The organism is Pseudomonas sp. dw_612, from assembly GCF_018449725.1.
GTDB lineage: Bacteria > Pseudomonadota > Gammaproteobacteria > Pseudomonadales > Pseudomonadaceae > Aquipseudomonas.
On the sequence record NZ_JAAVVC010000009.1, the window covers coordinates 114,194 to 130,387 of the forward strand.

Below are 16,194 nucleotides of genomic sequence, written 5' to 3' on the forward strand. Positions count from 1 at the left end.
TCTTGGCCAAGGCAGCCGCCTACTTTCCACGTTCGCTAATTCTTACTCATACCCATGCCGGCGTGCATGCCATTAGCGATCGTGTGAAGCGCCTGGGCATTCCCAAAGAGCGGGTAGCAATCGACACCATTGCGAGCTGGGCAAGCCGTTACGCATATGCATTTCCAATACTTGCCAACCATCCACCCAAAAATCCGAGAGGTGTTGAGTGGAACCAGGTCTACCAAGGGGCTCTAAATGTACTGTCTAATCCCATAGCTCAAAGGATCGTTCAGTCTTCCTACGATCGGATCTACATCGATGAGTATCAGGATTGCGAGAGTTTCCAGCACACCATCGCCAATACCTTGGCCCGCATTGTCCCTACGCTGATCTTCGGTGATCCGATGCAGGGTATTTTCGAGTTTGTGGAGTCAAAAATTAGTTGGAGTGCCGAGGTAGTTCCGAGCTTTCCAGTGGCGTATGAACTCACCGAGCCACATCGATGGAGCACCTGTAACCCCGCGTTAGGTGTCTGGATCGCCGACGTTCGTCAGAGACTACTTGCGGGTAGCCCCATTGATTTAAGGCAGGGGCCAATTAACTATCGAGCCGCAGCTAATGCCTTCGATATGTCGCTTTTCTTTGAAGGCATTGATGAGCGCAATGGATCGACAGCTGCAATCCATTGTCGGCGGGGGATTTGCGATAACCTCGCTAGAACCAGTAGAGGTGCTTATCAGGCCATTGAGGAAATGGCGGGCGCGCGCCTTATCCAGTTTGGTCAGCAATGGGATGCATCGGTGAATGCGTGGCAGAGAATTGCTGCTTTGAACGCATTGTTGGATGACGCAATGGCTCGCGACATCGATCAACCAGCGGCAGTTGATAACCTATACGACCTTAATGTTCGACGACAGGCCGCATGGGATAAATTTGAACTCACCGGCTCTGCAGAGAGTGCTGCCGATGTATTATCACATGAGAAGGCTCATCCACTATCCCGTACGCACCGAGGCGAGCTGCTAAGCGACGCGCGACGGGCTTTGGTAGAGGTTTCGTTCGGACGCAGCGATTGCTTGACGGTCGCATGTCAGCAGGCGCGTCAGCGTTTGAGCCATACAGGGCGTGGGCCGACAAAACGAGTAGTTTCTACTCCGTTGCTACTCAAGGGACTGGAGTTCGATCACGTGCTGATTCCCGATGCGACCCATTTTTCAAATGAGCGATTCGCCTGCGCGAAACTCTTCTATGTGGCGATTTCAAGGGCGAGATATACGTTATCGATATCGTCCTCTAGCCCGATTCTTCAGTTTCCCAAACCGATCCTGTAAGGATTGACGATGTCTGCTTATGGCGATCAGTCCACTGGCCCGTGATCGCTTCCGGCCAAAAGCCCGCCGCTCACAAGCGACCGTTGTCGACCCTTTGCAGCCGTTTAAGATGTCTGAGAAACCAGGGGCGATTCAGATCAACCACTCCAGCCCAGGGAATTTTCTGCTCATTCGTGACAACCTAAAGCCCGCCACCTTCCAAGACTCAAGAGAACTCTGAATGTCGCTACCGACCAAAACGCCCATCCGCAACGTTCACATGCGGGCATTAGCGAGCGTCAACGACCAATTGTGCCTCACCCTGTTTATGCACGAAGATGTCGATGCGAGATGGCAGGAGTTAGCGACGTTGCGCCCGACTGAATTTACGAGCGAAGTGTTCCCTGATAACGAGTTCGCCGAGCGAATACACGTTCCTATGACACGCCTGTTGTCGTTTCGTGATGCTCAACTCAATACATCGCTGGGAGTGAGCTTCGCTTTCGCAGTCGAGCAATTGCTTCTCTTCATCGAGGCTGCTTTACGGCACTGGGGAGATATAGCTGAAACCCCCATTACACTGGCTGATCCCATTGATGAGACGTTGAATCAGCATTTGGTGACGCATACTGTGCCAATAGAGCCCTCATTGCTGAGGACGGTTAAATACCTGAGATTAAGGCGAAACCACGTAATCCACGGGGCGACCGAGCTTTCGAGCGAGTACTCGAAGCTCCTGAAGCACGACGCACCAGGTCTTCAGAGATTCTGGGAGGCACGTTCATCCATCCCCGGCCTGATTTTCGGAGACAAATCTCCAACAACCTTTTCTCCGAGTGAGACGATTACGTTGGTCAAGCTCGTCAGGGTGTGCCTTGAAGAGATTGATACTAGCGTTGCTGGTCAGCTGCGGCCAAATTGGATCTTCAGATCAATCAATGCGGGGCTTTTGAGGGATCGTCATGAACTACGCGTGAAAAATCCGGTGGTGGTGGGCCGAAGAATCCGAAAGATCAAACATCATTCGGGCTCGATGTATGGTCTGCACGTTCAAGCTTCAGATATTGCGAGCGCTCTGGGAGAGTCACTCCAATAGATAAGGCAATACGATGCAAAGGTCTGTCATATAGATTCCGTTGACAGACCGCTTTTGGCCGATTGCAGCCAGTAGCGAGACGTTGCTTTCGACCTGAAGAGATTTCAACGAAGTTTCACCGACGTACTACGGCGTTCTTTTAGGTGGCAATTCAGGTGTCATCGGCAAGCTCGCTCTGAGGATTTAAGCCCCATGACTGACCGGTTGGTGTCAAGCTATCCTGACGTACACCATGCTTTCGATGCTCTAGAACCAGACGAGAAAACGCGGGTGGCTAATTGTATAGTTCTCTGGGCGGGATGAAGTAGGGGGTGACTCTAACGAGGTCGCTGAACTGTTGTCGTGTGGAGGTCGGGCCCGACTTGAGACTATATGCGCTCAAATGGAGGAACAATACTTCTATCTGCTGGAGCGCGACGACGACGGATCTTTTGCTTGGTTTTGCAAGGCCCGCGCATATAGTGCTAGCGTGTTCCTTGCCCGTAATGAACTTGACGACGCGGTCTATGAATCGATTTTCGCGATTGATAAACCGTTCCAGGTTAGTGATTTCTTGTGAAAGCGTTGTGCGGTGTGAGCAACGAAAAGCTGTCGACGACCACTTTCGACCCATTGCAGCGCTTCGCATCCGGCAGAGGTCGGCCAAAAGTAATTGCCGGTCAGCAACGATGAAATAGAGTCTACCGTATGACGAAAGTGTTGGAGACGAGCCTTCAACCCTCTCCCATCGACACGTTTCGTGCGAATCGAGTAATGTACCTACGAATTTTTTTGCGCATTTGTTCGAGTCAGCGAGGCTACCTATACAGTGGCTTAAAATTATTCGATTAGCTCATCCAGGTCGGCCAAAACTGTCCCCTGAATAGACCATTAGGAACGTTTATGAATAATCTCGCGGACATAGCTTTGAACTATCTTTGGACGCTGAATTTTTCAAGCGATGATTTAGGGTTTGACGAAGATTGGGTAGTAAAAGAAATTGAGTCTATGTCTCATGAGATGGAACATAATTTCACTGACGCAGAGCGTCAAGCTGTCAAGGAGTCTGCGAGCCGAGCTTTGACGAGGTGGCTAAGGGAGGCTGATGAGCACGGCTATACGCCACGCAAACTTCTTAAACCAGAACAAAGAATTTTTCTAGAGTGTATTGCATCAGGAAAATTCAGCGGCCCAGAACTCTGATTACTTCAAGCGGGCAACTCGGCCGTTTGAAAAAAGAAATAGCGTTATTCAGCCTCACCGTTCGACTCGTGATGTCGGGTCGCAAAGTCAGTCAACAGCCGGTTCTTGCCAACTGCCGCTGATCGCGATGTGATGCAATGGGACGATAGCTGGGGGTCGTCCCGTAGTCTGCACGCCATCTGTTGAGCAGGCAGTATCGGCCGGAGGAGGGGAGATCAAGGTTGATCTAGGCGCGGCCATTTGCGTGTGAAACAGCAGGATCGGCAATGTGATTGCCCTTGTCGGCTCGTATTGTCCGCCTTCAATCATCAATTGTCCCAGTTCTAACCGGGACGTGCTTAACCACCATTAGCCCGGTTGAACTGCCAACGCGTGGAACGACCCGCTATGCCGGTAAGTCTACCTGTATCTACTCATGGTTAAGGTGCAGCGCAATGGATAAGACAATCACCGTCGATCAACTGGCTACCACCGACCTAAGATCAATCAACGAAATATGGCTCGGCGGGACGCATACCCAGCTATGCCTATGGCGTGGCGAACAGGTCTTCACCCACGAGATGATGAGCGAGGGCACCCACGATCAGAATGTCCAACGCCTGTGCTTGCAGTTGGTGAACCCTGACGATCAAACCGCCGTAGCCAGCGTTGAGGTAATTGTGCGCGAACGGCTGAAAAAAATGGGGAAAGAGGGCGAATTTTATCCCGCAGAGGAGGCTGATACTCATCAATAAGAAAAGGAGTATCGGCCATTCATGGGGCGTTGATCAAAGGCCTGTTGTCGCTTGGAAGCGTATAATCCGATGATGATTCTGGAACGCTTTGGATGACTCAGTCAATTCAGTAACACCATGGAGCAGGCCACGGTTTATGGATATCGAATTTCGCGGTAATGGCATGCGTGATAACCCGTCTGTAGGTACATGCGATGAGTACGGCGTGAGCGGGATTACCAGCTTTGACGATTTGACCGAAGCTCGTCGTAAGATTGCTGAGGCGCACCCAGGCTTTAAACTCCTGATCTCGCTCGATGATCTGCACCAAGCTCGCTACACCTCGGGGCATGCGCGCAATAATTTAGGGATGGACGATGCATCGGAGCAGGACATAGCGGGTTTACCTCCAGAGTGCTTTGAGAATGGTGAATACATAGGCTATCCGACTACGAAAGCGGAGTTCGCAATCGGTCTTCGCAATTTCATGACCCTGGTTGCAGCCACGTCTTTCGAGGATGCTTGCACTCATGGTTTGACGCTAGATCAGCAGGCCCTCCAGGAGTGGATCGGTTACCAGAACAACCCTATCTCTCTTCTAGAGCAGCCTCTTTCAGCGCTCTTGGTACCCGTTCAGCAGTCCTGCCAGGCACTCGCGGCTTTTCCGAATGGCTATTTCACTTCGGATCTGGATCCCGCGAAAAACTTTGCCGTTGCGCGTCATTTTTCAGAAGCCCATGGCTATGGGTTGATGGGCGTAGGTGCTTCTTACATCGGCTTCATTCGTGCTGAACCGCCTGATACATCACTTGCTAACGTCGTAGCCAAAGACTTCTGTGCGCTCTATAACACTAGCGATGAAGACCTACAGACACGCATTTCTGCAGTCGCACAGGCGATCTCTGGTCGGACTTATCTGTGGCTTCGTTACGTGGAATGAGCTCCGTGAATAGCCAAGTCTCGCCAGTCGATTTATACATCAAAGTCAACCTATAGCCGGGTTAGGGAGTATTAATTTTAATTGGCTAGATTAATGATGAAGAAATTCTAATGCGTTATTATCTCTTGGGGTGAGTATGAGTTTTGAGTCTGATTCCGAAGTTGGAAAACTGGCATATAAGTGGTATACGCGGTTGGCGTCGATAGGAATGGGTCACTATCGTGCCGCTATGCGATATTCATTTATCCATAAAATGATCTCAATCCCGGCAATTGTTTTTTCAGCAGCTGTTGGAACTACGGTGTTCGCCAGTATGCAGCAACAAATAGATATTTTTTGGCAGGTGATGGTTGGAGCTATGAGTGTATTGGCTGCGGTAATGACTGCCCTCCAGAGTACACTGGGCTATCAAGAACTTGCTGAAAAACATCGCGCTGCTGGTGCCAATTACAATGCATTGGGAAGAGAGATGGAGTTTATGTTTGAATCGGGTGGGGCAAATAATTTTGAATGTTTGGATAATATACGTCAGCGTATAGATTCGCTCGCTAAAGAGTCGCCTCATATTCCGAAGTCGGTACATGGCTATATGCATAAGCACGGCGTGTCAGATGAGTGGGTTCTACAGGAAAAATCTGAGGTTTGATGATAAATAAAGTAATGGTTTGTTGATTTAGCGCTCGCCAGTAATGACTGCAGCCTTAAGGAGGTAATTAACCCTCTAGATTCCCATGCATGGTCACCATGCTTCGTTGCGTACGCCAAAAGTCGGCTCACGGAAAGCTCGTCAGCTGAAGGTTTACATCAAACCCCACAGCGGCGAGGTTATTGTGACAAAAGGTTGCAGTCACGCGGGCTTGAAGAGGAAGGCAGAGCAGGCAGTGACACTGTTGAGTCTTGTTGGCCAAGTGATTTTGATTTGACTACCCAAGGGGCCCTTTTTGAGGGCCTTCTTTATTTTTTAGACCGATCAGGAGCCCTGTTTGCACCGCTTGTTTTTTCGTCAATCAAAATCGCCTCATGACGGTGCAATTCGCCCTCAAACGCCTGGATTCGCGAAGCAAAGTAGGGAAGAAAATGCTTCTTGGCTGGTGAGCGAGCCATTGCCCTGAATCGTCATAATGCATGGGCTATGATCATCCAGTTGACACCCACCAAATGACTAAAGCTCCTGCCCATGGAAGACACATCCGAGGTTCTCACTCCAGCCGATGACTTGTCCGAAGATGTCGTGACGAGAGAGTCGCTTTATGAACAGGTTTGGTCGGCTCCTATGACCAAAATCGGCGAACGATATGGCGTGTCTTCAAGCTATTTGGCTCGAGTTTTCACCAGCTTAAATATTCCTCGTCCACCGGTGGGGTATTGGGCTCAAGTCGCAGCGGGCAAAGCTAAAGCGCGTCCACTGTTGCCTGAATCTCGGCCTGGCGATTTGACTGCGTGGAGTCGAAATGGAGCACCTCTCCAGGTTTCGCGATCTTTGCCAAAAGAACGTCAAAAAACGAACCGAAAAACATCTCCAGCCCCTGCTGCACTGCCTCGCAGGCACTCACTTTTACTAGATATTGAAGAGCACTTTAAGAAGGTTCGCGACAGCGAGAACGGTTATTTACGGCCCACAAAACGTTCCATGGCGGATTTAATTGTGAGCCGTACCGGGATAGCCCATGCGGTAGGTTTTGCCAACCAGTTTTACTTAGCTCTGATGAAAGAAGGTCTTGCAGTAGCGCTCAGCGATCCTGCTACACGTATGAATCGTGAGTCAGTTGATCACAGGGAAAAGGCCTCAACGAGGTACATACATCCTTCGCTGTGGCAGCCGCAACGTCCTACCGTGGTTTACATCGGAACCATAGTTTTTGGTTTGACCATCTACGAAATCAGTGAGTACGTCGAGGTCAAGTACGTAGACAAAGAGTACGTTCGACTAAGTTCACTTCCATCCAATCAACGTCGCTCTCCTTATCGCAATGATTGGGTAATGAGTACCGACATGCCTACCGGTCGCCTCTGCCTCCAAGTTTATTCCCCTTACTACCGAGCAGATTGGATTAATCGCTGGATCGAGGACAGGCCTGGTGATCTGGTCAGCAAAATCCCAAGCATCGTCAAATTCTTGATTGCTGAAGCCCCAGGACTTGCCAAAAAAGTGGAGGTTGAGCGAGAAAGGGCTGGGCTCGAATGGCAGAAGCATCAATTGCAAATGGCTGAGTGGCAAAGAAGAGAAGAGGAAAAACGTCGACTCAAGGCGATCCAGGATAGCCGTGAGCAGCTAGAAGCTGTGATTCAGACTTGGGCAAAGGTAAACAGCATTCAGGCGTTCTTTGACGATATAGAGAGATCCGCGCGTAGGCTCGGAGATGATGAACGGAATGTGATTATCGAGCGGCTGGCTAAAGCGAAAGATCTGATCGGGGATTTGGGCGCGTTGAAACACTTCAATGGATGGGAACCTCCAGCATTTTGAGTCTATCCGGGCCATCTTGCCGTTCTGTAAGCCCTGCGGAGCTGCTATGTCTGCTAAGACTCGCAAGTGTAGGCTTTAAAAAAGGCCTACTGCTTTCACTACCTGCAGCGTAATAATGGTATTTGCGGTGTTAGCGCTAATCTCCGTCCAGTTCGTTATCTTTTCAGCTATCTTTTGGTGCCTCATGAATAAATGGACTTTTCTTCTGGCTGTAATGCTGACGCCAATAGCCAGCGCTACAGATTTGAGCAAATCATGCTCGATTGCTTCCTGCGACGCCGGAGAAAAGGTGATCACCTATATAGAAAAGGGCGAATTTTACTTTGCATGCCCCACAAAAGATCTTTCGGAATACGTCGCTACTCTATTGGGGCTTGTGTCGGCCACCTACCAGTTAACCGGAAAGCTACCGAACATCTCACCGAAGACTGGCGAGCCAGAATATCAAGGGCAAACAAAGGAAATGATTGATGCTCTTCGCTCGAATGCGGGTGTTTCAACCTTTGACCAAGCCCAAGCGTTATGCACCAAAGGAAAGGCGAAGATCCCAGTTATGGTTATGAATAACCCAGAAGACGCGATGTCAATTTGGGTTGTTGGGGCGAATCAGAAGCCTTTTTGGATGCCAAAAAGCTTCCTTAATAAACGCTAATTCGAGTTGTAGCCAAATGATGCGTAGATGACTGCCTCGGGGATCCACGTGATCGCGGCTAATTGAGAGGCCACGAGCGCAGCCAGGCGTCTACCTTTTCTTGCCTACTCAGAACACAAAGCTTCGGCCTTCCGATATCTAGGAGGTCGAGCAACCGTTGCCTGTCCATTTCCGTAGGGAACCACTCGGCGATCTCGACACTGCAGTGCTTGGACTCGCTCAGTGCCCATCTCACAATCATGTCGGCTACTGCTCGGTAGTGATCAGCCATAAAGAGCTTTCTCCAATCTGCCGACCAACCACTGTGAAACAGTTGGTCGGTTACGTCAGTTACGCCCGCATCGCCAAAAAAGTCGGTGGTATCTGGATAATGGATGCCGGCAAGCGACACCTTCGCCACTCCTGCTTCTCGGTCGAAGTACAACAGAAAATGCCACCCACCAGTAGTGCTTTCAGGGTATGGAAAATTGATCGCAGCTTTCCCGGTTATGTAGTGCTGGCGTGAGACGCGTTTGAGATCAAAATCGAACAGTGGCTGCCTCATGGGAGTTTTTTGAGTCGGGCTAGACCTTGCTTGATATGTCCGGTGTTCTCACCGATTGCCTCCAGAGCCCCGCGAACGTTATTTCCAACATCTGCATGTCCGTGGGCTTCCACATGGAGGGTCAACTCCATCAGGGCTGCCTCCAGGGCGAGCTGGTTCTCGTACATCCTTTCCAGCACATCTGACAACGAGTATTCACTGGGCATTTGTATCCTCCTTAAGGGAAACTCAGCATAGCGCAGCCAAAGGAATGAACTAGCGCTTCACAGAGAGACCGACTCGGTAGCCGATGGTATAACCTTCAATAAGGCATCTCCCGACTTCATAGTGATCCTGGTCTGACTTCGCTTTAAGTTCGTGCAGCCAGCACCAGGTTGCGCCTCTAGAAAATGCGCTCCGAACGTCATTCCTAAGTAGGCGATCTCCCCAGCGTGCAAATCAGCCGCAGGCTTCCCATCTAAAAGGAACCTAACACTGCAAGCTGCTTCAAGTCGCGACTCGAGCATTACGACGAGCTGGGCATCAGATTTTTTTGTGAAATTGTAAATTCGGGATGCGGGAACCCGATTAGCACCCTCATGCGATGTCTGCATGGAGGTGCAGCCAAATAGTGAGGTAAGCGCCACAAGGAAAATGAATTTCTTCATCCTGTTCCCTCATGTGATTTGAACTGTCATGCCCTAGGACAAACCCAAGGCAAGAGTCTTAAGTCTTTTTTCAGTCTCTTGGTCAAAATGCTCATATAGCGCTTCGCCCTGATCTGCGGTTATTCCGCCTGCACAAATCAATCCCAGGACGAACCCATTAGCTCGTGCGCCACTTTTGACGGCCAGGATCATTGATCCGGCGCGTTCAATTTCAGCAATAATCTTTTCAGTTTGCCGTCGGATGACTTCAGGCAAACCCTCGGTCGCGTGGTTCATAGCCGCCTCCGCTCGATTTGCTACCGCAACCCTTTGGCGGTTCTAGTTTGAATATCACATGAAACACATGACCGGGGTCACGGAGCAGAGGTTCAAAAGAGTAGCCGCTGAACCTGAAGCAGGCAGGTGATCAGTAGTGAAAACAGCACCCGCGAGAATTCGTATCTTATCCCCCCTAAGAACGGGACGAAGTCGCCTCTGGTTCACCGTCTTTTGTTGGAAGATTTCTGCGTGTCATCACCCGCAGCAACGCGCAGCACACTTGCTTCAACGCAGGGACTCTCGATTTTGATGAAGTCATCAAGCTGGCAACGCTGATGTAAAAGTAAAGTGCGGTCATCAGCAAGCGGAGCGCGCAGGCGGGAGGATGGAAGCCCACAGGCCAAGACTCGGCAACGGCGAGGCTTGGTTCACGACAGCCGTCCTCGTAGAGGCCCGCTCGAACTTGGCTCTCTAGAGCGCTTTCAGGAGACGCTCAAGCGTCTGATGTTCCCAAGTGCTGAGCAACGCTATTGGGTCAGTGCCAAAGCGGTCTCCTGCGTCAAACGACCACCGCCGTCCTTCCGGACTTTCGCATTCTTCGCAGTAGTCGAGCGTGTCGCAATCGTTGTAGATCGATATCCGCCAACCCCCGACGCCCACCACGAAATGGCCCGCATAAATCTCATCCCAAGACGCCAGGCTCACCTTGGTCATCGTCCGTCGCTCGAAGGTGACCTCTCGCAATATTTGGCATACCTCTCTCGCTGACAGCTCAGCCGCAGTGCTATTGCTGACGCTACTTACCTGGGATGAACGAGCTGCCGCTCTGGCCTCTTTCAGCCTTTGCTCAGCGTACATAGCCGGATCATCAACTGGCAGCGGATAGCCTGCAGCTGAGAGAGCTTCGGCGCGCTCTTCAATGAGCAAACGCTCGGGATCGCGAACTGCTTGGTAGGCTCTGCCTAGCACGCGCTGAGTTACGTCATTTAGCGGCTCCCCAGGACTCACTTTCCAGCCAGCGTAGTCTGGGTATTTGGTTAGCTTGTAGCCACAGCAGTTAGGCACGTGGTTGGTGATCTCATACTCGCGCCACTCGGTCATTGCCTGGCCATCGATTGTCAGCGGGTTGCGCTCGATCAGCCACGCTACGGCATTGATAAGTTGCCCATGCGAAAACACTACGATGTCATGAGCAGGATGCTCTGCAAGTCGATCCAAGAAAGACTGAGCCCGAGATATAAAGTCCAGGAAAGACTCGGCACCTACACCATCCGTGAATGCGGGGTCTGCTTTGGCCCAATATGCTTCCACCCAATCTCGCCTCTGAGCAACGGTCGTGTTGGTACAACGCTTTGGTTCAAGGTAAGTAAATTCGTGAATGGGCCAGGTCTCGAACGGGGTAGCGGGGAAGACCGCAACGGTCGCCATTGCCGTTGCGTGCGCGCGGACGAAAGGCGAGGCAACGATCAGAGTCGGAGCCTGGGTGAATGACCCAGACACCAGGTGCGCTTGTTCAACACCCTTCGAGGTGAGAGGGATGGTCGCGTGATCTAGGCTTGCTTGACCAGCGTTCGCGGCACTTTCCCCATGGCGTATAAGCTTCACATCCTTCATTAACACGGTACTCGCATAGCTTCACGTAATCGTTACCGCTCGATTTTTTTAGGAATACACACTTGTCTCTCTCCTTAGCCAAGTATATACCGCAGTCACCAGTACGAATGATCACATATGGGCTCGAGTTGTTCTTCGGTGAAGAGGGCTTGTGCACCGGCGGACGTTGCATTTCGAGTAGGATGGTAAAGCTTCTGCAGCCCACGCCGGGACTGCTCCTGACTTGTTTTGAGATTCGCTATGACCCAGCATTCGGACGCCTTCATTGACCTTGATCGCACCTTCTCCCAAATCCCTCTCGATGCTGATGTGTCTGACGATACAGACCTGAGCGGTCGGCATAACCGGCATGGAGAGCTCCGCTGGCCTAATTTGCTCACTCGTAATCGGGTGATACTGCTGTCCGAGGCGGGTTCAGGAAAAACAGCTGAGATACGAAACGTCGCTTGCCAGCTCAGGAGCCAAGGCAAGACTTCATTCTTTCTTCGTATTGAGTACGTCACTTCAGATTTGGAAGACGCCTTCGAAGTGGGGACTTTCGATGAGTTCGAGAGGTGGCTCGCTTCAGACACCGAGGGTTGGCTGCTCATGGACTCAGTCGACGAGGCCCGATTAAATGATCCCAAGGATTTCTAGCGCGCAATTCGAAAGCTTGGCCGTTTGACCCAAAACGTCGCAGCCCTGGCGCACATACTCATCACTGGGCGAAGCACAGCATGGCGCGCAAAGACGGATCTTGCTATCTGCGAGAAGGCTTTTGCGTTTGGCCCCGTAGCTCGGCAGACAACCTCCACAACGGCTGGTGGTTTTGAAGACGTTGTGCAAACGGAGCCATACAATACCGGGCCAGATACTTCGTTCCTCTTAGTGACGCTGGACGACATCCATGGCGACCAGATTGATCGGTTCTTAAGTGCCACTGGCGTCCAAGACATTAAAGCGTTTCGCGCCGCAGTTGAGCGCAAGGAGGCATGGTCGCTTACCACTCGCCCTCTGGACTTCTTGGAGCTCGTTGACTTCTGGCTCGAGCATCGGCGTATAGGCTCGCGCTTAGAGCTAATGAAAAGCAGCATCAATCGGCGCCTTGAAGAGCGTGATCAAGATCGCGCCGAATCCAGGCCTATTGCGCCAGATAGGCTCAGAGCAGGCGTGCGGTTAATTGCAGCAGCTACAACATTAGGGCAAATATCTGCGATCCGAGTCCCTGATGGTGAGACCAATAAAAGTGGGGTTCCCATTCGCGACGTGCTGACGGATTGGAGTGACACAGAATCAGCAGCCTTGCTGAATCGACCAATATTCGAGCCGGGCATCTATGGAACGGTTCGTTTTCACCATCGTACTGTCCGAGAATACCTAACAGCGGAATGGCTCCACGAGCTGATACGTGGCGCAGGTTCGCGGGTCAAAATTGAAAACTTGTTCTTCTGTACACAATACGGGCTGGAGGTTATCAATCCTTCGATGCGTCCAGTTTTACCCTGGCTTGCGCTGTTGGATGAACCCATTTGTACAAGGCTAGAGGAGGTTGCTCCGGAAGTGTTTTTTGAGGGAGGCGATCCTGGACAGCTTCCACTGAGCACGCGTCGAAAGGTGCTGCGTAAAGCGTGCGAGTACTTGGCGCAGCCTGCTCACAGTCGGACGATGACTGACTATTCAGCCGTACAGCGATTCGCGCACCACGATCTCACTGAGGACATTAAAGAACTACTGACGCTTTACCGTACCAACGATGACATCGTCTGGTTCCTCTTAAGAATGGTATGGCAGGGCGAGGTGGTTGGTGCACTTGCAGAGACTAAGCAATTTGCCCTTGATGCTCAGCACAAACATACTCGTTTGGCAGCAATCCGAGCCGTTATGGACTTTGGAACGGCCCAAGATGTAGCCGATGTACGCCTAGCGTTGCTGGCAGGAGACTCCAACGTTAACCGGGACTGGTTAGCTGAGCTGCTTGACGGACTTGCGCTCGATAGCCAATGGCTACCTTGGCTATTGCAGGCGATCGAGAGAACTGCGAAGAAGGAGCGCTTTAGCGGTAGGGACACCCTGGCGATGAATCTTTCCTCACTGGTAATGGATTGTCTGCTAGAAAACCTGCCACCCCTCATTTGCGGACTCGGTGTGCTTTTAGACAAACCTCCAACTGAAGGGCACGGTTTCAGTACTATCTCTAAGAGGTACAGCTGGCTTGCAGAGATAGCTGGCATGGCAGTACTTCGTTTGGTCAAGGTACGAGACCTGCTTGCGCTCGAGGAGTCTGCCCTCGCGATTCTGAGCAAGCTGGCCTGGGCTAATATTTATGATGAGCGAGATACTCGAGAGCTCGGAGAAAAGCTCCGGGAGATCGTGCCTACTTGGCCGGAGCTCGATTATCAACTGTTCTGGTATGACGTCGCATTGGCCCGTAACGGCCGGGTGCATCGCGGGGAACCCGTAACTGAAGTCTGGCAGTTGCTGGGTTTTCAACCATTCTGGTCGTTGAATAAAGAAAACTTTAGCCTCGCCTGCGAACAAATCGTGAGCCTTGGGGATCCGCATGATCGCCAGATGGCGCTCAGCATGGCGTTTAACATCTACATACAGCATGGCAAACCATCTTCTTGGGAGGTTCAACTTCGGCAAGCAGCTGATGCTCATGACGAGCTTCGCGAGAAGCTTCAAATTCTCTTGAACCCACCGAAGCGAGAAGTCGAGGAGTGGGAGATCAAGCATGCACAGTGGGCGGAAGAGGCCGCCCAGCGCAAGTCTGAAGAGGAAGAGCATCGTCGCTCTTGGCGTGAGGGGCTAGCCGCCGAAGTGGCGCTGATAAACAGCCCCGAGCCAGGTGTGATGACTCAAAATCAAGCTTATCTAATGGATCAAATGCGACAGGGCTCATCGTCCTCAAATACTTGGAGCAGCGGCAATTGGCAGTCGCTCATAGTTGAGTTCGGCATGCCTGTTGCTCAAGCGTTTCGTGCCAGCGCTATTAATTTCTGGCGGGGCTATTGCCCAACGCTGCCATCGGAGGGGGCTGCTGCCAATTCGACCCCATATCAAGTGATTTTTGGGTTGACGGGGCTCGCTATCGAGGCGGAAGAGGAGCCATCCCGCTTCTCGGAAATGTCTGCCGACAATGCTGAGTACGCAGCTCGCTATGGGCTACTTGAGCTGAACGGCTTTCCGGAGTGGCTTCCCAAGCTTTTCGGGTTGTACCCGCGTCTTATTCAAGAAACTGTATTGCGCGAAATCGAATATGAGCTGGATTCACCACGTTTGGAGTCAGGCGGCAATCGTGTGCTACAAAGATTACGCTGGGGCGGTGACTGGATGTACGGGGGGCTAGCTGCTCCGCTCATGAGCCGCCTGGCACAGCCCATCAACGACTTTGAGGCTCTCCAGCTGGCCCTGAGCATCGTCCAAGATTCGTCCGTCGATGATGAGGTTTTGGCCGAGCTTGCCAGCGGGCGTACCGTAGAAGAGGTCAATTCAGAAATTGCGTCGACTTGGTACGCCGTGTGGGTTGGAGTGGAGCCGGTGCTTGCTATCCCGGCACTAGCAGCTCGCATCGACTTATTATCTTCGGATGAGGAAAAAGCCAAATTTGCCATGCTTTGCCTGATTGCCATCGTTGGAAACCGCACTGCCAGTTGCTGCCGGCAGAATTACAAAACGGTTGAGCATGCAAAAGCGCTGTACCTGCTGATGCACACATACATACGAATTGCAGAAGACATTGTTCGTGCGGGGAAAGGGGTCTATTCCCCAGGACTTAGGGACGATGCCCAAGATGCTCGTGATGGGCTTTTAGCTTTTATACGTGAGACGCCTGGGAAAGAGTCGTTCCTAGCATTGCAGGAAATCGCACAGGCTCACCCTGGGGAGCGATTGCGTCCCTGGAGCGCATTCTACGCTCAGCAGAAAGCTACAGCCGACTCGCAGACTCCGCCTTGGGAACCATCGAAAGTCGTCGAATTCCTTGAGTCGCTGGAAAGCACGCCTTCCACCCATCGTGAACTCTGGAATCTGGCGATCGATCGTCTTCTGGACTTAAAGCATGATCTTGAAGAAAGCGACTCTAGCTACGCTGAAATTTTGCTCCAGACCAATCAGGAGACTTCCATTCGGAAGTTTATCGGTAAGTGGTTGAGAGATCACGCTGCAGGACGCTACGTTGTTCCTCAGGAAGAACAGCTCGCTGATGACAAAAGGCCTGATTATCGATTCCAAAACAGTCAGTACTACGCGCCCGTGCCTGTCGAACTTAAGCTTTCACAGAACTGGAGCGGCCCCGCGCATTTCGAACGACTCGAGAATCAGCTCTGCGGGGATTACCTTCGCGATATTAGCTCAAGCTGCGGCATTTTCTTGCTGGTAAACCATGGAGGTCAGGCCACATGGCAGACGCCCACCAAACGCCGGGTCGGGTTTAATGATTTAGTAATCGCATTGCGAGAGTACTGGTTGGTCATCGCCTCAAGGTTTCCTAATGTTGAAGACATTAAGGTCATCGGCATAGACCTCACCAAGCGAGGAGGAGCGGCCGCGATCAAAGCCATCGAAGCCAATCAGGCGGAGGCTAGCGAGAGCAATGATAAATGAGAGCATGCGCTGGCTGACCTACTTGGAAGATAGCGTCAAAGGCGGCGGAATTTTTTTGGGGGTTTTCAACTCTGCAGCTTCGCGATACCAAAGCGGTTGCTTTGTCCCAAGAGCCTTGATGATGCCGCGCTCTTAGAGCCTCCATATCATGAGTTACTCGATCTAGGTTTCTCTTTGAGCTTTACCAGCACTTGGCAGCGGTTTA

Annotated in this window: 11 protein-coding genes and 2 pseudogenes; 9 read left to right on the plus strand and 4 right to left on the minus strand. The window is 51.6% G+C overall.

What is annotated here, in order from left to right; translation table 11 throughout:
• Positions 1-2: 2 nt before the first annotated feature.
• The 8 genes from HB680_RS16010 to HB680_RS16045 all read left to right on the plus strand — a co-directional run bounded on the left by HB680_RS16010 (position 3) and on the right by HB680_RS16045 (position 8,342).
• Complete coding sequence (locus tag HB680_RS16010) at positions 3-1,313, plus strand: UvrD-helicase domain-containing protein (RefSeq protein ID WP_346657400.1); 1,311 nt, start codon at positions 3-5, stop codon at positions 1,311-1,313.
• 220 nt (positions 1,314-1,533) lie between these two features.
• The gene (locus HB680_RS16015) at positions 1,534-2,388 is read left to right on the plus strand and encodes a hypothetical protein (RefSeq protein WP_213939592.1); all 855 of its coding nucleotides are present in this window, start codon (positions 1,534-1,536) and stop codon (positions 2,386-2,388) included.
• 882 nt (positions 2,389-3,270) lie between these two features.
• Positions 3,271-3,570: a hypothetical protein gene (locus tag HB680_RS16020; protein WP_213939593.1), complete on the plus strand. Its 300-nt coding sequence runs from the start codon at positions 3,271-3,273 to the stop codon at positions 3,568-3,570.
• A gap of 434 nt (positions 3,571-4,004) precedes the next feature.
• Complete coding sequence (locus tag HB680_RS16025; RefSeq protein ID WP_213939594.1) at positions 4,005-4,304, plus strand: hypothetical protein; 300 nt, start codon at positions 4,005-4,007, stop codon at positions 4,302-4,304.
• Positions 4,305-4,440: 136 nt separating this feature from the next.
• Positions 4,441-5,223, plus strand: a complete 783-nt coding sequence (locus HB680_RS16030; RefSeq protein WP_256735553.1) for a DUF4253 domain-containing protein — start codon at positions 4,441-4,443, stop codon at positions 5,221-5,223.
• A gap of 136 nt (positions 5,224-5,359) precedes the next feature.
• A complete protein-coding gene (locus HB680_RS16035) occupies positions 5,360-5,869 on the plus strand; it encodes an SLATT domain-containing protein (protein ID WP_213939595.1) in 510 nt (169 codons plus the stop codon).
• Positions 5,870-6,400: 531 nt separating this feature from the next.
• The gene (locus tag HB680_RS16040; protein ID WP_213939596.1) at positions 6,401-7,690 is read left to right on the plus strand and encodes a hypothetical protein; all 1,290 of its coding nucleotides are present in this window, start codon (positions 6,401-6,403) and stop codon (positions 7,688-7,690) included.
• 184 nt (positions 7,691-7,874) lie between these two features.
• Positions 7,875-8,342 (plus strand): hypothetical protein, encoded by a 468-nt coding sequence (locus tag HB680_RS16045; RefSeq protein WP_213939597.1) that lies wholly within the window; start codon positions 7,875-7,877, stop codon positions 8,340-8,342.
• Between the two features lie 58 nt (positions 8,343-8,400).
• On the opposite strand, the gene HB680_RS16050 is transcribed toward HB680_RS16045, so the two are convergent.
• From HB680_RS16050 to HB680_RS32810, 4 genes and pseudogenes are all read right to left on the minus strand, one after another.
• Positions 8,401-8,886 carry a hypothetical protein gene (locus HB680_RS16050; RefSeq protein ID WP_213939598.1) on the minus strand — a complete coding sequence of 162 codons (486 nt, stop codon included), beginning with the start codon at positions 8,884-8,886 and terminating at the stop codon, positions 8,401-8,403.
• Complete coding sequence (locus HB680_RS16055; protein WP_213939599.1) at positions 8,883-9,092, minus strand: hypothetical protein; 210 nt, start codon at positions 9,090-9,092, stop codon at positions 8,883-8,885. The genes HB680_RS16050 and HB680_RS16055 overlap by 4 nt, the downstream gene beginning before the upstream one ends.
• A gap of 474 nt (positions 9,093-9,566) precedes the next feature.
• Positions 9,567-9,809, minus strand: a complete 243-nt coding sequence (locus tag HB680_RS16060; protein ID WP_213939600.1) for a hypothetical protein — start codon at positions 9,807-9,809, stop codon at positions 9,567-9,569.
• Positions 9,810-10,796: 987 nt separating this feature from the next.
• Positions 10,797-11,405: pseudogene (locus HB680_RS32810) on the minus strand (histidine phosphatase family protein); the annotation flags it as partial.
• A gap of 240 nt (positions 11,406-11,645) precedes the next feature.
• Here HB680_RS32810 and HB680_RS16070 point away from each other — a divergent pair.
• A pseudogene (locus tag HB680_RS16070) lies at positions 11,646-15,989 on the plus strand (hypothetical protein).
• The last annotated feature ends 205 nt before the right edge of the window (positions 15,990-16,194 follow it).